Below are 24,061 nucleotides of genomic sequence, written 5' to 3'. Positions count from 1 at the left end.
ATATATCTATGTTAAATGTTAAATAGTATACAAAAGTGCAGAAGTGGAGTGAAATAAGGAATGTTTTTTAGTATAGGTACGGATTTAGGTATAGATTTAGGTACTGCAACAGTACTTGTTTATATTAAGGGTAAAGGAGTAATATTAAAAGAACCATCAGTAGTGGCAATTGACAGAGTAAATAATAGAGTTTTAGCTGTAGGTGAAGAGGCTAGACAAATGATTGGAAGAACTCCAGGAAATATTGTAGCTATACGTCCGTTAAAAGATGGAGTTATATCAGATTATGATATAACAGAAAAAATGTTAAAGCATTTTATTAAAAAGGCTTGTGGTCGTAAAAAAATGGCTGCACCTAGGGTGGTAGTGTGTGTACCATGTCAAGCTACGGAAGTAGAAAAAAGGGCTGTTAGAGATGCGGCCATGAATGCCCGTGCAAAAAAAGTATTTTTAATAGAAGAACCACTAGCAGCAGCTATAGGAGCAGGGTTAGACATTACTAAAGCTAGTGGGAATATGGTAATAGACATAGGTGGAGGAACTACTGACATAGCTGTTATTTCTTTAGGTGGAATGGTAGTTAGATCATCTATAAAAGTAGCTGGAGATACCTTTGATGAGGCAATAATTAAATATATAAGGAAAAAGCATAAGCTTATGATAGGCGAAAGAACTGCTGAGGATTTAAAAATTAATATTGGCAGTGCTTATGAAAGAGAAGAAGTATGTTGCATGGAAATAAGAGGAAGAGATTTAATAACAGGTCTTCCTAAAAATATAAATGTATCTTCAAATGAAATGAGAGAAGCTTTAACTGAAGCTGTAAGTGCTATAGCAGAATGTGCTCATTCAGTTTTAGAAAAAACTCCGCCAGAGTTAGCAGCTGATATAGCGGATAAAGGCATAGTTATGACAGGTGGAGGGGCTTTACTTAATGGGTTAGACAAGCTAATTGAAAGTATGACTAAAGTCCCAGTGTATATTGCTGATGAGGCTGTATCTTGTGTAGCTATAGGTACTGGTAAAATGTTGGATTATTTAGATAAGTTAGATGCTACTTATCATAGTACAGATATAACATTAGTAGATTAGAAATGTTTAAGGGGCTGTGGCACTAAGAATAAATTCTATAATACATTGTGTTTGCTATTAAATTTCAAACCAATATATTGTATATGAATTTCTTAATGCGACGGCCCCTTCGTATTTTTATAATAAATTTACATTTAAATATTTTTATAATTAGTCCATTGCATATAGAATATTGAAATTTACTTTAACTATTATGAGAAAAATCTTCAAGATAAAGATAATAACCATGTATTAGTGCATTTTTGATTATTTTGGCCATATTCATTACAAGATTAAATCGAATGTTTCTATTGGTAAAAATCTCATTAGAAGAGTTTGTGTCTACTATGCCTATGATAGATATGTTTCCGACCTCGGGAAGATTTTTACCTACTCCTTTACCAGGATGTATGGGGTAGTCGCGAATTTGTAATTCTCCAATGCAATTATTTTCTCCAAGGCAGGCATCTATACCTATAATATTTGCATTTGGATGTAAATATTTTATTTTATTCAAATTATCCTGTAAATTTAATGCATGTATAGGGTTTGAGACCGTACCATATACAGGAAGAGGAAAGTTGGTTTCTTGTAGATAGGTACCTACTAATGGTCCCAAACAATCACCGATACATCTGTCAGTACCTATACAAACGATTAAAGAATCATCATTGATATAATCTTTTAAAAAGCAAGCAATTTTATGATAGGCTAATTTATCATTATAATGAACCTTCACTTTTTTCAATGCAAGCACCCCCTTTATACTTAATTTATATGTGTATAAAAGTTAAAATATTAAAAATAAACTATTAAAAGGGGGTAATAAATTAAGGTTACTTTTCCTTATGCCATATGCTAAGTTGTTTTTCGTTAGTTAAACAGCCTAAAAGCCTGTCTTTTACTGAAGGAATATCTCTTTCTAAATCTTTTATTAAGTTTTTCATATATTCACGTTTAGTATAACCATTAGCAGGGCATGGATTCTTAACTATAGGAAGTTCATAGCGTGCAGCTAAACTTTTAATTTCTTCTTCATTTATATAAAGCATTGGCCTTATTAGAGTTATATCCATTCTACTTAAGTAAGTTTTAGGAGCGAAGCAATGAACTCTTCCTTCATATAACATTGACATAAGAAGAGTTTCTATAGCGTCATTTTCATTATGACCTAAAGCTACTTTGTTACATCCAAGAATTTTTGCATTGTCATTTAAAGAGCCATGTCTTAGCTTAGAACATAGGGAACAGGGATTTTTTTCTTTTCTTATATTAAATACGATTTCATTTATATCAGTTTTAATTATATGATAAGGAACATCTATTTTCTCGCAAAGCTTCACAACGTTTTGAAAATTACATCCTCCACCTGTATCTAAGGTCACAGCAATTAAATTAAACTTTTCTGGAGAAAATCTCTTATAGGCTTTAAGAAGGCTTAATAAAGTTAGACTATCTTTCCCTCCCGAAACCCCTATACATATGTTGTCGCCGTCATCTATAAGTTTAAAATCATTAACACATTTTCTGAATTTACCTAATAACTTTTGCATAAAATTCCTCCTTATGAAAATAAAAATCCACTAGGATATATTGTATTATATATACTTGTACAATACAATTATTTTTACTTGGGGAAAACATTAATGAATTATATAGAAAAAATAACTTCATGGTTAATTTAAAGAATCATAGAGCATAAAAGAGTATGACAACTCTTATTTAGTATAATGACTCAATATTAAGATTGAAATGTTAAGAGTCACCGTATATAATAAAACATGTCAACGGCGCAGGAACAGAGCGCTGAAGATAAAAATTAAAAATGCTGGCATGGCTCAATTGGCAGAGCAGCTGACTTGTAATCAGCAGGTTGTAGGTTCGATTCCTATTGCCAGCTCCAAATGTGGAGGAATTCCCGAGTGGCTAAAGGGGGCAGACTGTAAATCTGTTGCGATTCGCTTCGATGGTTCGAATCCATCTTCCTCCACCACATTTAAAATACATTTTATGGGCGCATAGCTCAGCTGGGAGAGCATCTGCCTTACAAGCAGAGGGTCACAGGTTCGAGCCCTGTTGTGCCCACCATAAAATGCTGGCATGGCTCAATTGGCAGAGCAGCTGACTTGTAATCAGCAGGTTGTAGGTTCGATTCCTATTGCCAGCTCCAAATATGGAGGAGTTCCCGAGTGGCCAAAGGGGGCAGACTGTAAATCTGTTGCGATTCGCTTCGATGGTTCGAATCCATCTTCCTCCACCAAAATAAGACGCACTATGCGTCTTATTTTTATGCTATGTGTATAAATATTTAACTAACTGTTAAAAAAGTGTAAACTAATTATAATATATTGACAGTAAATTTTTGTTGTGATATCATCAAGTTATCGAAAATTATATATGTTTTCTAGTCTTATCAAGAGAGGTGGAGGGAATAGGCCCTATGAAGCCCGGCAACCGGCAATTTTTGCAATGGTGCCAATTCCTGCAGGTTAATATATTTAACACTGCAAGATAAGAGAAGGTGAATATTACCTCTTCTTATCGAAGAGGTTTTTTATTTTATTTTTTTATTTTATATTAAGGTACATTCAAATAAATAACAAGTCAGTATGCTAGTCTATTTTGCGTCATACTGCGTTATAAGAAACCACTGATAGGGAATTATGATCCCTTGTCTAAAACAAAATATACCAGAATCTTTTGAATTAGCTTGACTTGTTATCTATTTTTATGTACCTTATTGGAATTTTGAAAGGAGTATAAATCATTATGAGAACTTTGTTTACTTCAGAATCAGTAACAGAAGGACATCCAGATAAAATTTGTGATCAAATTTCTGATTCAATATTAGATGCCATACTAGAAAAGGATCCTTATGCAAGAGTAGCTTGCGAAACAGCTACTACTACTGGAATGGTTTTAGTTATGGGGGAAATATCAACTAACTGCTATGTTGATATTCCTAAGGTTGTTAGAGAAACTGTAAGAGAAATAGGATATACTAGAGCAAAATATGGTTTTGATGCGGATACTTGTTCTGTTTTAACTTCTATAGACGAGCAATCTGGAGATATTGCTATGGGAGTTAATGAAGCTTTAGAATCTAAAGCGGGACAAATGCAAAAGGATGATGCTATTGGAGCAGGAGACCAAGGTATGATGTTTGGTTTTGCAACAAACGAAACAGAAGAATATATGCCTCTTCCTATATCTATGGCACACAAACTTTCTAGAAGACTTTCAGAAGTTAGAAAGAATGGTACTTTAAAATACTTAAGACCAGATGGAAAAACTCAAGTTACTGTTGAATACGAAAATGGAAAACCAGTTAGAATAGATACTATAGTTATATCTACTCAACATGGTTCAAAAGTAACACGTGAAGAAATAGAAAGAGATTTAAGAGAACATGTAATAAAACCAATAGTTCCAACTGAACTTTTAGATGCAAACACTAAGTACTACATAAATCCAACAGGAAGATTTGTTGTGGGTGGACCACAAGGAGACTCAGGTTTAACAGGAAGAAAAATCATAGTAGATACTTACGGTGGAGCAGGTAGACATGGTGGCGGAGCTTTCTCTGGAAAAGATCCAACAAAGGTTGATAGATCAGCTGCTTATGCTGCTAGATGGGTAGCTAAGAACTTAGTAGCTGCTGGTGTAGCTGATAAAATAGAAATTCAATTAGCTTATGCTATAGGAGTTGCTAGACCGGTATCAATTGTAGTGGATACTTTTGGTACAGGAAAAATGTCAGATGATAAAATAATAGATATAATAAATAGAGTATTTGACTTAAGACCAGCTGTTATAATAAGAGATTTAGATTTAAGAAGACCTATATACAAACAAGTAGCAGCTTATGGACACTTTGGAAGACTTGACTTAGACTTACCTTGGGAAAGATTAAATGCAGTAGAAGAAATAAAGAAATATATGTAATGTAAACTAATTAAGTTTACGGATAGGGCTGATTAAATCGGCCCTATTGCTTTTTGAAGATTTGATTATGTTTTTGAAAAGTTGAATTTAGGATAAAATAATATATGATGATTAACCCACAAAAAGGTATAATGTGATGGAATTATGAAATTTCTCCTCTAAGACTTGCATAAGAGCTGGGAACAATAAATTTAAATAGTTCCTTTGCTTCTTATGCAAGTCATTCTAGAGAAATTTCATAATTCAGGTAATGTAATGCTTTTGTGGGATAATCATATGATATAATGTTATGTAGATTATTAATAAATTTTATTAGGAGAGGCTTTATGGTGGAAATAAAGGGAATAGTTGAAGATATAGTATTTAAAAATGAAGAAAATGGCTATGTGGTAGCTAAAATAGAAAATGAAAAGGAAGATATAACTATAGTAGGGTGTATACCATACATAACAGAGGGACAGACTTTGTGTATGCAGGGTGAGTGGGTTAAGCATCCTAAATTTGGTCAACAATTTAAAGTTAAAACGTGTGAAGAAATAATACCGAATTCTCTTGCGGGAATAGAGAAATACTTAGCATCAGGTATAATTTCAGGCATAGGTTCAGTTACAGCCAAGAAGATAGTAGGTAGATTTGGAGAAGAAACTTTGGAGGTATTGGATAATAAGATTGAAAGATTAAAAGAAATTGAGGGCATAGGGGATAAAAAAATTAGTTTGATTCAAGAATCCTACAGCAAACATAAGGATGTAAGAAATATAATGGTGTTTTTACAAACTTATGGGGTTACAGCTAATCAATGCGTTAAGATATATAAAAGATATGGAAAAGATTCTATAAATGTAGTTAAAAACAATCCTTATGTTCTTACAGAAGATATAACTGGCATAGGGTTTAAAACGGCGGATAAAATCGCTAGAAGTATTGGAATAGATAAAGAATCTCCTTTTAGAATACAGAGCGGTATAAACTATGTAATAAATGAATTTTGTGCTATGGGAAATACATATATGCCAAGGAATAATTTAATTGCAGAAGCTAAAAAAATACTTCAGGTAGAAAAGGATGTAATAGAAAAAAACATATATGATTCTGCGCTGGAAGGTAAAATTAAAATTGAAGATATACAGGGATGTTTGTGTGTGTTTACTATTCCTTTTTATTATTCAGAATTAAGTGTTACTAAAAAGATATTAACGTTATCTCTTGTAAGTCAAGAAGATATAAAAGTGGATGTGCAAAAGGAGATTAAAAAATTTGAAAAAGAAAATGACATTAAGTTCTCTCCTTCACAAAATGAAGCTATAGAAGGGGCTTTAACCTCAGGGATTGAAGTGATTACAGGTGGGCCAGGTACAGGAAAAACTACCATAATAAATTGCATAACTGAAATATTTCAAAGTCAAGGTATGACAGTATTTATGGCTGCTCCTACGGGAAGAGCTGCTAAAAGAATGGAAGAGGCCACTGGACATGAAGCTAAGACAATACATAGATTATTGGAACTGGGATATGGAGATTCTGATGAGGCATTTTTTTCGAAGGATGAGGATAGTCAATTAGAATGTGATGTAGTAATAGTAGACGAAGCATCTATGATTGATATAGTACTAATGAATAGTTTATTAAAGGCAGTGGGTTTAGGCACAAGAGTTATTATAGTAGGTGATGTGGATCAATTGCCTTCAGTAGGACCGGGAAATGTACTAAGGGATATAATAGATAGTAAGTGTGTTAAAGTGGTTAGGCTAAAGGAAATATTTAGACAGGGAAAAGAAAGTATGATTGTAGTAAATGCCCATAAAATAAATGAAGGACAAATGCCGATTTTAAATAAAAAAGATAAGGATTTTTATTTTATAAAAGAAGAAGATACTAATAAGATAATGGACACTATAGTAGAACTTATATATAAAAGGTTGCCTAAGTTTAATAGTAATTGGAACAAGATGGAGCATATACAAATATTATCTCCTAGTAGAAGGGGAATGCTTGGGGTAGAAAATTTAAATTTTAAGCTTCAAGAGGTTTTAAATTCCCCTGCTAAATATAAAAATGAAAGAGAATTTAGAAATATGGTTTTTAGAGTAGGGGATAAAGTAATGCAAATTAAAAATAACTATACCTTAAAGTGGAATAAGATAAATAGCGAGGAAGAAGGGATAGGGGTATTTAACGGAGATGTAGGTTTTATAGAGGATATAAGTAGTGAAGATAATACTATTACTGTTATATTTGATGATGAAAGAAGAGTGGTTTATGATTCGGTGTATTTAGATGAAATTACACTAGCTTATGCTATGACTATACATAAAAGTCAGGGCAGTGAATTCCCAGTAGTTATAATGCCAATGTTTATGGGACCGCCGCTTCTTATGAATAAAAATTTACTTTACACAGGTATAACTAGGGCGAAAAAGTTAGTGGTGCTTGTGGGAAAAGTAAAAGCTCTTCATTTTATGATAAATAATGATAGGAGTTTCGAAAGATATTCTTCATTATCTTGGAGGATAAGTAATTTAATAGAGGAGTAAGGCGCGTTCAAATAAATAACAACTCAGTATGCTAGTTTATTTTGCGTCATACTGCGTCATCAGAACCCGCCGATAGTCCTACTAGCGACGGAACCTGCTTCCTTGTCTGACATAAAATATACCAGCGTCTTTAATTTGTTGTTTCTTTTCATGTACCTAATTATGGTATTATTGATGAAGTGTAATTTTTAGATGATAAAATTATAAAGGAAATAAAGTTTTTGTAGTATAGATAAACTTATTGCCATATTGGAGGTGAATGTATTGATTATAATGGATATGGTTAAGTTTACATATGAAATAGATAGAATAAAAAGGGATATTGTCAGCTGGTATAGTGGAAAAGATAAATACTTAAATATAATTTCTCCACCATATAATTCCTGTAAAATATTTTTAGATATCATTGAATATGTTGCTAAAGAACATGGTAAAATTTTATATATATCTACTAACATTGGGTGTATGCAAATTATTAATAATATAAAAAATTATACTGATTTTAGGGATTATACATTTATTAGAAGTGAACGTTCTAAACATCACTCCAGTTTGGTTATTTGGGATTTATCATCAAATAACTATATAGATGGAGAATTTGATTTAGTTATATACGACAATATAAGCGGCATATGTGCTGTTGATTATAAATTTATAAAAAATATATGTGATAAACACTGTGCAACTAATGGGAAGATAATAATCTTTGCTATAGAGACATTAATACAAGGCAGCAAAGAAATAAATATGCCCTTGCGAGATAATGGTAAACCGGTAATAGAACCTACTTTATTGTTTACAAGGTTAAATATTAATAAAAACATCCCGTATGTTGTATATGAATATTTAAATTGGTCAATAAATATAAATAAGAAAATAATAATATATGTTCCGGATAAGGATAAAGTGAATAACTTATATAAGTATTTATTAAAACTTAGAGGTAAATTAAATACTAATATTGATTTTTTTATAGAAGACATTAGCGATGTAAAAGTTTTAATGAATTTTTCTAAAAAAAAGAAGTCCATATTAATTACAAATTATTTAGGAGAAAAATATCTAAATTTTAATGATATAAATATAATGATTTATTTTGCAGATGATGATAAGTTTGATTATAAAAAGCTTGTTTATTTAACGGGTAGGTCAGGATTAATGGAACAATTTGAGAAAGGAGAGGTTATATTTTTAGCAAAAAAAGAAACGGATGCTATGGCAAAGGCTAAAAATATAACTCGTAGTTTTAATAAAGAGGCATGGGAAATGGGATTGTTAAGTACTTAAAAAAACTCATTAGATGTTTTTTAGATATAATATATTACAGTGAACAAGAATGTGTAGTTTGTGGGAAAAAATTATTTGAGGAGTTATATTTATGTAGTACTTGCAGAGAAAAAATTGTAAGTTGTGAAGAAAGTATGAAAATTAAAATTTGTAATAAAGAAACTAGAATTTACAGTGCTTTATATTATTCATCTGCTGTTAAGAAAATAGTATTAGGCTTAAAGTATAAAAATGATTTTAGGTGTGGAGATGTGTTAGCAGATTATATGATGAAAACTATAAAGAATGAAAAAATATATTTTGATATGGTTACTTATGTTCCTCTCAGTAAAGAAAATGAAAAGAAGAGAGGATATAACCAAAGTAAATATTTAGCTAAATGTATAGGAGATAAATTTAATAAAAAAGTTATAGGTTGCATAAGAAAATCCAAAGATACTAAAGACCAAATAGGACTTAATGGAAAAGAAAGATGGAAAAATTTAAAAGATAGTTTTAGTTTTATAAAGGGAAGAAATATAAAAAATAAAAAAATATTGTTGGTGGATGATGTTATAACTACAGGTGCCACTACTTACTATTGTGTTTTAGAATTATTAAAAAATAATTCTAATGAAATTATTGTATTGACTGCAGCAAAAAGTAAGATATAATATTATTGTTGGGTTAGGTTTGTGGTTGAAAGTCGATGCCAGTCGCAGGCAAAACGATCCACGTAAGTTAAACAAAGTTTTAATGAGCATGGTGCGGCTTAGAAGTAAGTCCTGCCGCTTTAAAGCGAGAGGGTTAGTAGTGAGGGGATAATGCCTAGTAGCAAAAGCTCCAGCAGGCGAGTGTGGGGTCAAAGACCAGGTCAACTAATTCAGTAAAAATAGGGATGAATTTATTTATCTCTATTTTATTTTTTTTAAAGCCCAACAATTTTATTCTAACATAAAAACAATTTTTATGCATCTATGAGATATATGTGAAATACTTAGCAATAATAAGAATAAATAACCTAGTAAAGGCAAAGAAAGTGCAATATTTAATTAATTCTGAAAATATAATTTGAGTTATTGTCCCATAAGAGTTAAGATGATAATACAAACAAAATTTAGTATTAATTTCTAGCTAATTAAGAGAGGGGCTGGTTTCATGGTAGTAAGATTTATTGGAAAAAATATAGAAATGACTGAGGCATTAAAAAATATTGTGGAGAAAAAAATATCTAGATTGGATAGATATTTTGAACCTAACGTACCAGCTAATGTAACTTTAAGTGTACAAAAAAACAATCAAATTATAGAAATTACTATACCTTTTAATGGAATAGTATTGAGAGGTGAAGAAACCAATTCAGATATGTATGCAGCTATAGATTTAGTAGTAGATAAAATAGAAAGACAAATAAGAAAACAAAAAACAAAATTAGCAAGAAGAAAAGGTAGTCTAGATTCTGTAAGATTTAGTTCTATACCAGACTACGAATGGAAGGAAGATGAACGTAGAGATCCTAAGGTAGTAAAAACAAAGAAATTTGCAATAAAGCCAATGTCATCAGAGGAGGCTATTTTGCAGATGGAGCTTTTGGGACATAGTTTCTTTGTATATCAAGATGCAGAAACTTCAGATGTAAATGTAGTTTACAAAAGAAATGATGGTAACTATGGATTGATTGAACCAGAATTTTAATATAAAGTAAAAAATGCGGTAGATTCTACCGTATTTTTTTGTTTTTATATAAAATTCAATAAAATTTAAAGCAAATTTATATCATGTAATAAAATGGTTAAAAGTGTATTTGTAAAGTTGAATATATTTTAAGTAGATGATATAATTTATAGATATTAGAATAAAAAAATATAAGAATGGTGAGGTTTAAAATGGGACTATTAGATAAAGTATTTGGAACTTATAGTGAAAAACAGTTAAAGAAAATAAAACCTTTGGTAGATAGAATTGAAAGTTATGATGAAAAAATGCAAAAGCTAAATGACGAAGAACTTAAAGCTAAAACTGAGGAATTCAAGAAAAGATTAGCAAAGGGTGAAACCTTAGAGGATATATTGCCAGAAGCTTTTGCTGTGGTAAGAGAGGCATCTGTAAGAACTTTGGGGCTTAAACACTTTAGAGAACAGTTAATGGGCGGTATTATACTTCATCAAGGAAGAATATCTGAAATGAAAACTGGTGAAGGAAAAACTTTAGTTGCAACATTACCAGCATATTTAAATGCATTAACAGGTGAGGGAGTTCACATAGTTACAGTAAATGATTATCTTGCTAAAAGAGACGCTGAAAGTATGGGTAAAATACATAAGTTTTTAGGCTTATCTGTGGGAGTAATTGTTCATGATTTAGACAATGAAGAAAGAAGAGAAGCCTATAATTCAGATATAACTTATGGTACTAATAACGAATTAGGTTTTGACTACTTAAGAGATAACATGGTGGTATATAGGGAAGAAAGAGTACAAAGAAAGTTGAATTTCTGTATAGTTGACGAAGTGGACTCTATACTTATAGATGAAGCTAGAACGCCTCTTATAATTTCAGGTGAAGGTGAAAAATCTACGGATCTTTATAAAATAGCTCAATTTTTTGTAGCCACTTTAACTAAAGGTGAGAAGAGCGAAGATGGAGAAGAAACTGGAGACTTTATTGTAGATGAAAAAGCTAATTCAGTTATCCTAACTCAAGAAGGAGTGAAAAAAGCTGAAGCCTTCTTTAAATTAGAAAACTATGCGGATCCTAGCAACATGGAAATTCAGCATCATGTAATACAAGGTTTGAAAGCTAACTATATGATGAAAAAAGATAAAGATTATATGGTTAAAGACGGAGAAGTTATAATAGTTGATGAGTTTACAGGAAGACTTATGGAGGGAAGAAGGTATAGTGATGGGCTTCATCAAGCTATAGAAGCGAAAGAAAAAGTTAAGATTCAAAAGGAATCCAAAACACTTGCAACTATAACATTCCAAAATTACTTTAGAATGTATAATAAATTATCTGGTATGACTGGTACTGCTGCTACTGAAGAAAATGAATTTAGGGAAATATATGGACTGGACGTAGTGGTAATTCCAACCCATGAACCGATTATAAGAATTGATAGACCAGATAAAGTATATAAATCAGTAAAAGCTAAATATAAGGCTATAGTAGACGAAATTGTAGAAACATATAAGAAAGGTCAGCCAATGCTTGTAGGTACAGTAAGCATAGAAAAATCTGAGATTTTATCTAGCATGTTAAAGAAAAAAGGAGTTCCACACCAGGTATTAAATGCTAAGTATCATGAAAAAGAAGCAGAAATAGTATCTCATGCGGGAGAAAAAGGCATGGTTACAATTGCTACTAATATGGCTGGACGTGGTACGGACATAAAATTAGGAGAAGAAGTGGCATCACTAGGTGGATTGAAGGTAATAGGAACAGAGAGACATGAATCTAGACGTATAGATAACCAGTTAAGAGGACGTTCAGGACGTCTAGGAGACCCAGGTGAATCAACATTTTATGCATCTTTCGAAGATGATCTTATGAGAATATTTGCTTCCGATAGATTTAGAGCTGTAATGGATAAGTTTGGATTAGAAGATGATGACGCTATAGAAAGTAAAATGGTAACTAATGCTATAGAAAGTGCTCAAAAGAAAGTTGAAGGAAACAACTTTGATGTGAGAAAAAATGTACTTCAATATGATGATGTTATGAATAAACAAAGAGAAGTTATATATAAGCAAAGAGCAGAAGTTCTAGAAGGTGAAGATTTAAAAGAACAAATTCAGGTAATGATAAAAAGTGTTATATATAGCGCTGTAGATTCTCATGTATCTGGTGTTGAGGATAATTTTGATGAGGAAATATCTAAATTAATAAAATATTTAGAAGATATATATCTTCCAATAGGCTTTATAAAAGTGGATGAGCTAAAAAATCTTAGTAATGAAGAAATGAAGGAAAAATTATTAAATTTAGCTGAAGAAATGTATAAGCAAAAAGAAGAAGAATTTAGTCCAGAAGCTATGAGAGAAGTAGAAAGAGTTTTACTTTTAAGAGTTGTTGATACTAAATGGATGGATCATATAGATAATATGGAACATTTAAAACAGGGAATAGGACTTAGAGCATACAAGCAGCAAGACCCAGCCCAAGCATATCAAATGGAAGGAAGCGATATGTTTGATGAAATGATAGAAAGCATTAAAGTAGATACTGTAAAATATTTATATCATGTAAGATTAGAAAATGTTCCTGAAAGGGAAAGAGTAGCTAAGATAACCTCTACAAATCAAGAGTCTTCAGGCAAAAGAGAGCCAGTGAGGAAAGAAGAAAAGATAGGAAGAAATGACCCTTGTCCATGTGGCTCTGGTAAGAAATATAAAAACTGTTGCGGTAGAGGGGTAGTTTAAATAAAATTGAGTTAGAAATGGTTTCATTTCTAACTCAATTTTGATTAAGTGAACCGCATAACTACATGATATAGAAATGTCATGTTAATTTTGAAAAACAGCTATTTAAAATAAATTTATTTAAAGAAAGAGGTTAGAAATATGTTAATACAATATGAAGAGTTTATAGAAGAAGTGAAAGAGATGAGAAAAATAATAGATGAAGTGAGTGTTTCTCTTTGACCTAGCAGAACTTAAAAATCAATTATCAGAATGTGAAAGTAAGATGCAGGAACCAGATTTCTGGAGCAACATGGAACATGCACAAGAAATAACTCAAAAGTGCAAAGGAATAAAAGATAAAATAGAGTGGTATAATTCTGTAACAATTAAAATTGAAGATTTAGATACACTGATACAATTATCTGTAGAAGAAGAGGATAATTCTACTTGTGAAGAAATAAAATCTGAAATTAAAGAGCTAAAAAACAATATAGATAATATGAAAATACAGACCCTATTATCCGGGGAATACGATAGGAATAATGCTATTTTAACATTACATGTAGGAGTTGGGGGAAATGACGCTCAGGATTGGACTGAAATGTTATACAGAATGTATAAAAGATGGTGTGAAGCAAGAGGGTTTAAAATAGAAGTGCTAGATTTTATACCTGCAGATGAAGCAGGCATAAAGGGAGTTACAGTTAAGGTTATAGGAGAGTTTGCTTATGGATATTTAAATGCAGAAAAAGGAATACACAGGTTGGTTAGGATATCTCCTTATAATGCTAATGGTAAAAGGCAAACTTCATTTGCATCTGTAGAAGTACTTCCAGAGTTAAGTGAAAGTCAGGATATAGAAATCAGAAGTGAGGATTTAAGAATAGATACTTATCGCTCTGGAGGAGCTGGTGGACAGCATGTTAATAAGACTGAAAGTGCTATAAGAATAACCCATTTGCCTACAGGTATAGTAGTTCAATGTCAAAATGAAAGAAGTCAACATACTAATAAAGAAACAGCTATGAAGATATTAAAGGCTAAATTAGTAGCACTTAAAGAGAGAGAACATAAAGAAAGAATAGAAGATTTAACGGGAGAATTAAAGGATAATGGATGGGGAAGTCAAATAAGATCTTATGTATTTCATCCCTATAATTTAGTAAAAGATCATAGAACAGGTGTGGAAACAGGAAATATAAATGCCGTAATGGATGGAGAAATTGATGAATTTATAATAGGATATTTAGCTCAAAAATAGAGTAAACCCTATACAGGTTTACTCTATTTTTAATATTCATTTTAAGTAAACTTCAATTTAAGATTAGAATTACTTGATATTTTGTTTATGCTTAGATGATGACTTTTTTCTTCCATAGATAAAATAGCATGTGACAACAATTATTCCAGTGAAAGATACTATCATAAATACTTTGTAGTAAATTATAAATGGATTATTTCTAAATGAATATTTTAAAACTTCTTTAGAAGCCACGCTAAAGCATCTTGTAATAGAATCCTCTTTTATAAATTCAACATTGTCCTTTGGAGTGTGAATTTTTGATGTGTCATTATCACAAAAGGTTATTGCATCTATATTATGATCTCTAAAAGGTTTGTGATCACTAGCATCTTCAAACATTCTATTAAAATTAATTTTTTCATTAGAGCAGGTGGTGGAAATAGAGTTTAAAAATTCATTGTTATAGGAATCTTTCTTACTTCCCATTATACAAAGGGGGACAGAGGTATCTCCTCCTATCATATCAAAATTGAATACCTTACTTCCTTTAAGTTCTGTAGAATACTTTTCTACAAAAGCTGTAGAGCCCACAAAACCAAATTCCTCACCATTAAATGCAGTAAAAATTATATCTCTATTAGGTTTGCCCAAAGATTGTATAACTTTACTCATTTCTATAATAAAAGCTACTCCAGATGCATTGTCTAAGGCTCCGTTATATACAGTGCCAGATAAATCCGCTCCTACATGATCAAAATGAGCAGATAAAACTAATGGAGGTAGATTTCTGTCCTTGCCTTCTATTTTGGCAGTGACATTATTTACATAGGTATCTTTAATAGTATAGGGAATGTAGCAGTTTAAAGCGTAGCCACTTTTAATGTAATTATAAATTTCTGATAAGGTGTCTTTTGTTATCATTATATACATACTAGCAGGAGCATCTATCATAAAGGAGCTTCTGAAATCTAAATTTTTTGAGGTACAATAAAAAACAACTGACGACTCTTTAGCAGTTGCTCTTACACCGTCGCTACTAAAATTACAATTGTCTTTAGTAAAGGTTATATTATTTTCTTTGAAATTAAGCATATCTTCTTTATAGTCTTTTCCATACTTAAACTCTTTAACTACACGGTTATTTTTATCAACTACATTTAAATATGGAGTTTTATTGTAAATTTTTGAAGGGTATTTAATTTTAAATGATTGTAAGTAGTTTTTATCTAAAGGTTGAAGTTTATAATTTTTAAACTGAGACTTCACATATTGTTCTGCTATGCGGTTTTCTAATGTACCAGGTAGCCTACCTTGCAATCGGTCAGAAGATAAGTAATCTATATGTTTTATGACTTTATTAGTATTAAATTTATTAATGCATATATAAGTTTTAAAACTAAATAAGAAGGATATAGTAAATAGAAATAATAAGAATATACTAAGAATATTTTTTAATTTTTTCATAGTAACCTCTCTATATTAATGTTTGTATATGAATATGTATATAATTTTAAAAATATGATATAACTATGGCTAAAGTGCTAGTTTTTTCTATTGCAATGTTGTAAAAATCATTAAATTAATTTAAACTTATATAGTAGCTTAGGTACATGAAAATAAATAACTGGAGGTAACTATGGAGAATATAAATAATAAATTAGGCAAAGAATTTAATATAAATCTCAATATAGTTGAGAATATAATTGGCATGTTGGATGAAGGCAATACAGTGCCATTTATAGCGAGATATAGAAAAGAAAGAACTGGCGGTTTAGATGATCAAGTGCTTAGAAAATTTTATGAGAGACTCCTTTATTTAAGAAATTTAGAGGAAAGAAAAGAAGTGGTAATAAAAAGTATAGATGAGCAAGGAAAGTTAACGGATGAAATAAAAGGGTATATTTTAAAATGTGATACATTAACTGAAGTAGAAGATTTGTACAGACCATATAAACCTAAAAAAAGAACAAGAGCTATTATTGCCCAGGAAAAAGGATTAAAACCTCTTGCGGAAGCTATTTTAAATGGAAAAATTACAGGAGGTATATTAGAATATGCCAGAGAATTTGTAAACGAAGAAAAGGACGTAAAAAATGAAGATGAAGCACTAAAAGGTTCCATGGATATAATAAGTGAAATAATATCTGATGAAGCAGATTATAGAAAATGGATAAGAAATTTTGTGAATAGACATGGCTTTATAGTAACTAAAGGAGAAAGTGAAGAAAACACTCCTTTTGAAATGTACTATGATTATAAAGAAGATGTTTCTAAAATACCTCCTCATAGAATATTAGCTATAAATAGAGGAGAAAATGAAAAAATATTGTCAGTTAAAATACAGTGTGATGAAGAAAAAATAGTAGGTTTTTTAAAGGAACAATGTTTAAAAGGAAATAGCGTTACAGATCCATATATTGAAAATAGCATAAGAGATTCATTGAAAAGACTTATATATCCTTCCATTGAAAGGGAAATAAGAAGTGAACTGAAGGATAAAGGAGAGGTATCTGCAATAAATATATTTAAAGCTAATTTGAAATCCCTTTTAATGCAACCACCTATAAAGGGCAAGGTAGTTTTAGGATATGACCCAGGGTTTAGAACAGGATGCAAAATTGCATTATTAGATGATACAGGTAAAATGTTAGACCTGGCTACAATATATCCTACAGCACCTGCAAATGATATAAAGGGTTCTATTAAAAAACTTAAGGATTTAGTTTACAAATACAATGTGGACGTAATATCCTTAGGAAATGGAACTGCCAGCAGAGAATCAGAAGAAGTTATAGTACAGCTTATTAAAGAAGTTAATGAGGAGAAAGGAAAGGATTTATACTATGTTATAGTTTCTGAAGCTGGAGCTTCTGTATATTCAGCATCTAAGCTTGCAGCTAAAGAGTATCCAGATATAGATGTATCTTTAAGAGGTGCTATATCTATAGGAAGAAGACTTCAGGATCCTTTATCAGAACTAGTAAAAATAGATCCTAAATACATAGGAATAGGTCAATATCAACATGATGTAACACCTAAGAAATTAGATGAATCCTTAAAGGGAGTAGTAGAAGATTGTGTTAATAATGTGGGGGTAGACTTAAATATAGCCACTCCATCGTTATTATCATATATTTCTGGAATAAGTGCATCTATAGCAGAAAATATAGTAAAATATAGAGAAGAAAATGGTAAATTCAGCAGCAGAAAAGAACTTTTAAAGGTAAAAAGACTTGGACCTAAGGTTTTTGAACAATGTGCAGGTTTTTTAAGAGTTATGGAAAGTAATGAACCTCTTGATAATACCGCAGTGCATCCAGAGTCATATAAGGCTGCTAAAAATCTACTTAAAATATTAGAACTTAATTTGTTGGAATTAAAAAAAGGTGGATTAAAAGAAGTTGATGAAAAATTAAAGAATAAAAATATGAGAAGCTTAGCAGAAGAGTTGGAAATAGGCGTTCTAACATTACAAGATATAATAAATGAACTTAAAAAGCCTGGAAGAGATCCAAGAGAGAAAATGCCAAAGCCAATTTTAAAATCAGGTGTAATAGACATGAATCAGCTAAAGCCAGGCATGATTTTAACTGGAACTGTAAGAAATGTTTCTGATTTTGGAGCTTTTGTGGATATAGGAGTTCATCAAGATGGATTAGTTCACATAAGTCAAATGTCAGATAAATTTGTGAAACATCCACTGGATGTAGTAAAGGTTGGGGATATAGTTGAAGTTAAAATTTTAGATGTGGATGAAAAGAGAAAAAGAATTTCTTTGACAATGAAAAAATAAAAGAGATTGTACGGCTCTAGAAATTAATTTCTAGAGTCGAATAATCTCTTTTTAAACTTCATTTTGATTTCTGTATTTTCCAAGAATATCTGTTACTGGGGAAACTGTAGTAAATGCAGCTGGATCCACGGAACGCACAATTTCTTTAAGTTGTGATAATTCATTCTTTTGAATTACTACATAAATAAATTTCTTATTCGTGTTAGAATAGCTTCCTTTAGCTTCTAGTACAGTAACTCCTCTTAAAAGTTTTATTTGAATTTCTTTTACTAAGTTATCCGCTTTGTCGCAGATTATTATACATTGTTTAGTTGAGGAGATACCTTCTTGAATGATATCCATAGTTTTAGTTCTAGTAAAACTTAATATAAATGCATATAGTACTGAATTTAATCCAAATACATAGGCAACTAGTAAATAAACTAATATATCTTCCACTAACAATATGGTGGATAATTGAAGGCTTGGGAACTTTGCGTTTATTATTTTAGCAGATATATCTAGTCCTCCGGTAGAACCGCCAGCCATAAATATAAGAGCTATAGCTACACCTATTAGTATTCCGCAAAATACTGAGCCTAGTAATACATCATCAAATGGTTTGAATTTATAATGTAAATTTAAAAAATCTATAAGTACAGAGGAAAGAAAAACTATGAATCCACTTCGTATAGCAAATTTTCTTCCTAATAATTTAAAACCAAATAGAAATAAAGGCACATTTACTAATAAGGATGCCATACCAACTTTAAGTCCAAATAACTGGTTTAAGGAAGTAGCAATACCTGTTACTCCTCCAGCACCTATTTTACTGGGGATTAATATGGCTGATATAGCTATTGCAAATAAAATACATCCAGCTGTTAAAAGAATATAATCTTTAATTGTTTTCTTCATATGAATCATCTCCAATCGATTTTCCATTAAGTATTAGAAATATAAAATATCAATATCATAAAATATATTCATAGCGAATACTATACTAGCATAAAAAGTATTACATAACAATATGGTTTTGCTTTTTTTCTTGAAATTGAAGGAGATATTGCAAAAAAAATAACAATGTAATTAAATTATATTTCGTTTTTAGATACAAATAAATGAAAATATATTTAATATGTAATATAAATTTATAAAGATATATTTTTGCATAAAAAGTATAGCATAAAAGTAGAAAATACATCATAAATAAAGAAAAAAGTATATTCTAATAATATAAGAGGTTTTTTTATGAATAAAAGGGTATTTTGAATATTGCACTTTTTCCTGCATGATGGTAAAGTAAAAGAGTGTAAATGTTTAAAAATACAATTCTTGGATCCAAGATTCATTTGATAAGGAGGCTATGAAATGAGTTTCGTAGATGAGTTAAAAGAATTAAAAATACAGACAACAAAAAATGTTTTTAGAAATTTATCAGTACCAAAGTTAGTAGAGAAAGCACTAGAAAGAGGCGAAGGAAAACTTTCAAACAAGGGTTGCTTAGTTATTGAGACAGGAAAATACACAGGAAGATCTCCTAAAGACAGATTTATAGTTAGACAAAAAAGTACAGAAGATAAAATTAATTGGGGAGAAGTTAATTTACCAACAACTGAAGATGTTTTTGATAATTTATATAATAAAGTTATGGATTATTTAAAAGACAAAGATTTATTTGTTTTTGATGGATACGTAGGAGCTATGAAAGAATATAGCCTTCCAATAAGAGTTGTAAATGAATTGGCATCTCAAGCTTTATTCTCAAATCAATTATTTAGAAGATTAAATAAGGACGAGCTTAAAAATCATAAACCAGAATTTACAATAATATCTGTACCAGAATTTAAAGCTAATGCAAAAGAAGATAAAGTAAATTCAGAAGCATTTATCTTAGTAAATTTTGATAAAAAAATAGTGCTAATTGGTGGAACAAAGTACAGTGGAGAAATAAAGAAATCAGTATTCTCAGTAATGAATTTCTTAATGCCCGACAAAGGTGTATTCCCAATGCACTGTTCAGCTAATATAGGAGAAGCTGGAGATACTTCTATATTCTTTGGATTATCTGGTACAGGAAAGACTACTTTATCAGCAGATCCAGAAAGATTATTAATTGGCGATGATGAACATGGATGGTGTGATAAGGGAACATTTAATTTTGAAGGTGGATGTTATGCTAAAACTATAAGATTAGATAAGGAAAAAGAATGCGAAATATATGAAGCATTAAAATTTGGTTCTGTTCTAGAAAATGTTATATTAGATGAAGATGGAAACCCAGACTATGATAATGGATCTCTTACAGAAAATACAAGAGGTGCATATCCTGTAGATTATATAAAAAATACAAAGTTAGACGGCATAGGTGGACAACCTAACACAGTTATATTTTTAACAGCTGATGCTTTTGGTGTTATACCTCCTATATCAAAGTTATCTAAAGAAGCTGCTATGTATCACTTTATGTCAGGTTATACAAGCAAAGTTGCCGGTACTGAAAGAGGAATAACAGAACCAAAGGCTACTTTCTCAGCTTGCTTTGGAGAGCCATTTATGCTTATGAATCCAGCAGTATATGCTGAACTTCTAGGAGAAAAAATTGAGAAATACAATACGGATGTATATTTAGTTAACACAGGATGGATAGCAGGTGGTTATGGAGTAGGACCAAGAATGAATTTAAAATATACCAGAGCCATGGTTAAAGCTGCTATTCAAGGAAAATTGAAAAATGCAGAATATGAGGAGCATCCAGTACTAAAAGTTCTTATGCCAAAAGAATGTCCAAATGTTCCTTCAGAATTATTAAATCCTAGAAATACATGGGAAGATAAAGTGGCATATGATAAAAAAGCTAAAGAATTAGCTGAAAAATTCCAAAATAACTTTAAAAAATTTAAAAATGTACCAGATGAAATAAAAAAAGCGGCTCCTAGAGTATAAAACTTTTTAAAGTAATGAAGCCTTTACACCGAAAATATAGTATAGATATATTTTCGGTGTTTATTTTTATATAAGGAGGGGCAAGAATGAAGAATAAGTTTTTAAAAATTTTACTTATGGGTTTATTAGTGGCCATAGTAGCAGTAGCTTTTAATAAATATGGATTTGTAAAGTCTAATCAGAATAAAGTCAGTGTAGAAAAGTGGGACAATTTATACTCTGAAGGTAACATTAAATTTTATTACCAAGATAAAGCAGATATGAATATTCAAAATTTAAAAGAAACTTTTAAACTTAAGGAGTTAGTTAAAAATGAAAAAGATGATTTGAAAAAAGCGTTAGTTATTATGAAATGGTTGGGTGAAAAAGTGAAATATAATCCAAATAGTATGAGCAATGAAGATTTTGCTATTGAAACAATAAAAAAAGCTGAAGAAAATACAATAACTATAAATGATCAGGATTATTGCTCAATATATACAGAAGTAGCCACAGCGGCTGGGTTAAATGTTAGAAAGGGAGAATTAAGAGTTAAAGAAGCTAATAAAGATAAGAAGAAGTATAATCATTTTGTATGTGAAGTATGGAGTGATAAATACAATAAGTGGATAATGTTAGATCCTTCAAATTTACACTATATAACTAATAAGGGGGAACCTATAAGTGTAATGGAAGTTATAAGTAAGAGAGATGATAATATAGAAATATTGGGTGGAAGTGACTCTAAAAAATATATAAAGAATCTAAAAAAATATTTATATTCTTATACTATTCCTATAGATAATAGTATATATGGCATAAGAAAAAGTAATTCATTTATAACTTATATAAATAAAGGAGATTTACCAGAGATTTATATAAAAGATTCTTTAATAAAGCCTACTATTTTTACTGATAAACAGGTTCTATTTAATATTTCTCCTAAAATAAAATATCAGTCTGAAAAAGCAGTGAAAAAAGATACTGTTCCAACATTGATATTTTCAGAAAGAAAAAGTGAAAAGGATAAAGAAAAGGATAAAGAAAAAGTGCATTTGTATGGAGGAGTATTTAAGGATAGCGTAATGGAAGAAAAATACTATATAAGTATAAATGGTGGTCAGTGGAAAGAAGTAAATAAATACTTTGAAATGACTTTATTAGAAGGGAAAAATACAATAAAGCTTTCGATGGATAAGGAAAAGGTTCAAAGAGAAGTAGTTATAAATTATAATTTACACAAATAACAAAAAAATATATGATAGCCTTTAAATTGTTAGATAAACACTGCTACGTTCCTAGGTAGTAAAATGGAGGTAAAATTTCATGTGGAGGTTAGAATTCTATTTATAAATTGGTTGAATTGTTTTAGCTATGTATTGTATAATTATTAAAGTATTACAAGAAGAGCTTTTAAAATATTGGAGGTAAATAATATGGACTTAATACTTATATTAAAGGCTATTATAACAGGAATAGTTGAGGGGATAACAGAGTTTTTACCTGTATCATCTACTGGACATATGATAATAGTACAAAATTTTATAAATTTTAATAATGATTTTTCTAAAATGTTTGCTGAAGTAATTCAGTTAGGAGCTATACTAGCTATAGTAGTTTTGTATTGGAATAAAATATGGAAGTCACTCAAGAATCTTGCACCAGGAAAATGGGGATTTAAGCTTTGGGTAAACATTGTAGTTGCTTGTGTTCCGTCGGGAGTACTGGGAATTCTTTTTCATAAGAAAATAGAAGAACATTTATTTAGTATTCCAACTGTAGCAGCAGCATTAGTAGTTGGTGGAATATGGATGGTATATGCTGAGAATAAACATAGAAAAAATTACTATACTAGGGATATGGATGATGTGACATTAGTGCAAGCACTTAAAATTGGTTGTTTTCAATGTTTAGCACTTTGGCCGGGAATGTCTAGATCTGCATCTACTATAATAGGAGCTTGGATTAGTGGACTTTCTACGGTGGCAGCAGCAGAATTTTCTTTTTTCCTTGCTATACCTACCATGATAGGCATGTCAGGAATAAGTTTATTAAAATATAAAGCTGTATTAAGTATTTCGGAGATAGTGGCTTTAGCTGTAGGATTCTTGGTATCTTTTATAGTGGCATTAATTGTAGTGGACAAGTTTATAGAATATTTACAGAAAAAACCTATGAAAGTTTTTGCTATTTATAGAATAATAGTTGGAGTTTTACTATTAGGATTATCATTTGCACATATTATTACAGTTTAGAATTATGTTGCTTTAAGTTTAATTGATAAAACAAAGAAAAATTACAATTATAATAGAATATTAAAAGAATTAAAAAGTATTTGGAGGATTCCATTGGAATTCTATTTAAAATTTAGAATGTAAAATAGGAATTTGAAGAGTAGGTAAAAAGTAATAAGTAATAGTGAAAAGGTAAGAACTAATAGGTAAAAGGTAAGAGTTTTTAAAAAAATTCAGCAAAGCTGAATTTTCACCACAACTATTACTTATTACCTGTTACTTACAAATTAATTATAAAAAACTCCTTGAGTTTTATCCTTAACTCTTACTTCTTAGATATTACCTATTACTTACCTGCAAATTTCAAATTATAGTTAGTTTCTAAAAGAATTTTATTCTTTATTTTAAATTTTATATTTTTATTTTATAACTGCGAAAGTTGAATAATTAAATGAATATTATAGATAAAAATAATTGTTTAGAGAAGATAATTGTAAGTAATAAATATGATTAACCCACAATAAGGTAGAATGTAATGGAATTATGAAATTTCTCCTCCATGACTTGCATAAGAGCTAGGAACAATAAATTTAATTTAAGAAATTCTAATCTTTTAGCCATATAAAATTATCTAACGCTCACATTCAGCGTCCTGCCTCAGGTTCGCT

At 30.3% G+C, this 24,061-nt stretch carries 16 protein-coding genes, 5 tRNA genes and 1 riboswitch; of the genes, 17 read left to right on the top strand and 4 right to left on the bottom strand.

All coding sequences use genetic code 11. From position 1 onward, the window contains the following. Window positions 1-60 precede the first annotated feature (60 nt). Entirely contained in the window at window positions 61-1,092 is a 1,032-nt protein-coding gene (locus tag CC89_RS16360; RefSeq protein WP_035293985.1) for a rod shape-determining protein, read from the top strand. Between the two features lie 184 nt (window positions 1,093-1,276). On the opposite strand, the gene yyaC is transcribed toward CC89_RS16360, so the two are convergent. Next, entirely contained in the window at window positions 1,277-1,819 is a 543-nt protein-coding gene (gene yyaC / locus CC89_RS16355; RefSeq protein ID WP_035293984.1) for a spore protease YyaC, read from the bottom strand. 88 nt (window positions 1,820-1,907) lie between these two features. Then, the gene (locus tag CC89_RS16350; protein WP_035293983.1) at window positions 1,908-2,624 is read right to left on the bottom strand and encodes a tRNA 2-thiocytidine biosynthesis TtcA family protein; all 717 of its coding nucleotides are present in this window, start codon (window positions 2,622-2,624) and stop codon (window positions 1,908-1,910) included. 274 nt (window positions 2,625-2,898) lie between these two features. Here CC89_RS16350 and CC89_RS16345 point away from each other — a divergent pair. The 12 genes from CC89_RS16345 (at window position 2,899) to prfB (ending at window position 14,480) form a co-directional block, all read left to right on the top strand. Continuing rightward, window positions 2,899-2,974, top strand: a tRNA-Thr gene (locus CC89_RS16345). 5 nt (window positions 2,975-2,979) lie between these two features. Continuing rightward, a tRNA-Tyr gene (locus CC89_RS16340) sits at window positions 2,980-3,064 on the top strand. A 19-nt stretch (window positions 3,065-3,083) separates the two neighbouring features. Next, window positions 3,084-3,159, top strand: a tRNA-Val gene (locus tag CC89_RS16335). Window positions 3,160-3,165: 6 nt separating this feature from the next. Then, window positions 3,166-3,241: transfer RNA gene (locus tag CC89_RS16330), tRNA-Thr, on the top strand. A gap of 5 nt (window positions 3,242-3,246) precedes the next feature. Continuing rightward, a tRNA-Tyr gene (locus CC89_RS16325) sits at window positions 3,247-3,331 on the top strand. 147 nt (window positions 3,332-3,478) lie between these two features. Next, a riboswitch (SAM riboswitch) is annotated at window positions 3,479-3,589 on the top strand. 251 nt (window positions 3,590-3,840) lie between these two features. Next, the gene (gene metK / locus CC89_RS16320) at window positions 3,841-5,016 is read left to right on the top strand and encodes a methionine adenosyltransferase (protein WP_035293982.1); all 1,176 of its coding nucleotides are present in this window, start codon (window positions 3,841-3,843) and stop codon (window positions 5,014-5,016) included. A gap of 326 nt (window positions 5,017-5,342) precedes the next feature. After that, on the top strand, window positions 5,343-7,550 hold the full coding sequence (gene recD2 / locus CC89_RS16315) for an SF1B family DNA helicase RecD2 (RefSeq protein ID WP_035293981.1): 2,208 nt from the start codon (window positions 5,343-5,345) through the stop codon (window positions 7,548-7,550). Window positions 7,551-7,814: 264 nt separating this feature from the next. After that, window positions 7,815-8,837 (top strand): hypothetical protein, encoded by a 1,023-nt coding sequence (locus CC89_RS16310; RefSeq protein WP_051931918.1) that lies wholly within the window; start codon window positions 7,815-7,817, stop codon window positions 8,835-8,837. Beyond that, window positions 8,810-9,490, top strand: a complete 681-nt coding sequence (locus tag CC89_RS16305) for a ComF family protein (RefSeq protein ID WP_035293980.1) — start codon at window positions 8,810-8,812, stop codon at window positions 9,488-9,490. The genes CC89_RS16310 and CC89_RS16305 overlap by 28 nt, the downstream gene beginning before the upstream one ends. 484 nt (window positions 9,491-9,974) lie before the next feature. Next, window positions 9,975-10,511, top strand: a complete 537-nt coding sequence (hpf, locus tag CC89_RS16300; protein WP_035293979.1) for a ribosome hibernation-promoting factor, HPF/YfiA family — start codon at window positions 9,975-9,977, stop codon at window positions 10,509-10,511. Between the two features lie 191 nt (window positions 10,512-10,702). After that, the gene (secA, locus tag CC89_RS16295) at window positions 10,703-13,237 is read left to right on the top strand and encodes a preprotein translocase subunit SecA (RefSeq protein WP_035293978.1); all 2,535 of its coding nucleotides are present in this window, start codon (window positions 10,703-10,705) and stop codon (window positions 13,235-13,237) included. Window positions 13,238-13,378: 141 nt separating this feature from the next. Beyond that, window positions 13,379-14,480 (top strand): peptide chain release factor 2 gene (gene prfB / locus CC89_RS16290; RefSeq protein WP_185750790.1). Its coding sequence is split into 2 segments (ribosomal slippage): window positions 13,379-13,456 and window positions 13,458-14,480, totalling 1,101 coding nucleotides; the frame shifts between segments, so codons are not numbered across the junction. Window positions 14,481-14,549: 69 nt separating this feature from the next. On the opposite strand, the gene CC89_RS16285 is transcribed toward prfB, so the two are convergent. Further along, entirely contained in the window at window positions 14,550-15,926 is a 1,377-nt protein-coding gene (locus tag CC89_RS16285; protein WP_035293977.1) for a M28 family metallopeptidase, read from the bottom strand. 172 nt (window positions 15,927-16,098) lie between these two features. On the opposite strand from CC89_RS16285, the gene CC89_RS16280 reads away from it, so the two are divergent. Further along, window positions 16,099-18,255 carry a Tex family protein gene (locus CC89_RS16280; RefSeq protein ID WP_035293976.1) on the top strand — a complete coding sequence of 719 codons (2,157 nt, stop codon included), beginning with the start codon at window positions 16,099-16,101 and terminating at the stop codon, window positions 18,253-18,255. A gap of 51 nt (window positions 18,256-18,306) precedes the next feature. Here the strand turns inward: CC89_RS16280 and CC89_RS16275 are convergent, their stop codons facing one another. Further along, window positions 18,307-19,152 carry a YitT family protein gene (locus CC89_RS16275; protein WP_035293975.1) on the bottom strand — a complete coding sequence of 282 codons (846 nt, stop codon included), beginning with the start codon at window positions 19,150-19,152 and terminating at the stop codon, window positions 18,307-18,309. A gap of 453 nt (window positions 19,153-19,605) precedes the next feature. Between CC89_RS16275 and pckA the strand changes: the two genes are divergently transcribed. From pckA to CC89_RS16260, 3 genes are all read left to right on the top strand, one after another. Beyond that, entirely contained in the window at window positions 19,606-21,180 is a 1,575-nt protein-coding gene (gene pckA, locus CC89_RS16270; protein ID WP_035293974.1) for a phosphoenolpyruvate carboxykinase (ATP), read from the top strand. A gap of 86 nt (window positions 21,181-21,266) precedes the next feature. Continuing rightward, window positions 21,267-22,406: a transglutaminase domain-containing protein gene (locus CC89_RS16265; protein ID WP_051931916.1), complete on the top strand. Its 1,140-nt coding sequence runs from the start codon at window positions 21,267-21,269 to the stop codon at window positions 22,404-22,406. Between the two features lie 189 nt (window positions 22,407-22,595). Beyond that, window positions 22,596-23,414, top strand: a complete 819-nt coding sequence (locus CC89_RS16260) for an undecaprenyl-diphosphate phosphatase (RefSeq protein ID WP_035293973.1) — start codon at window positions 22,596-22,598, stop codon at window positions 23,412-23,414. Window positions 23,415-24,061 lie beyond the last annotated feature (647 nt).

Source organism: Clostridium sp. KNHs214 (assembly GCF_000744935.1).
Lineage (GTDB): Bacteria > Bacillota > Clostridia > Clostridiales > Clostridiaceae > Haloimpatiens.
Note: the sequence above shows the minus strand (reverse complement) of the source record. Positions and strands in the feature narration are given on the sequence as shown.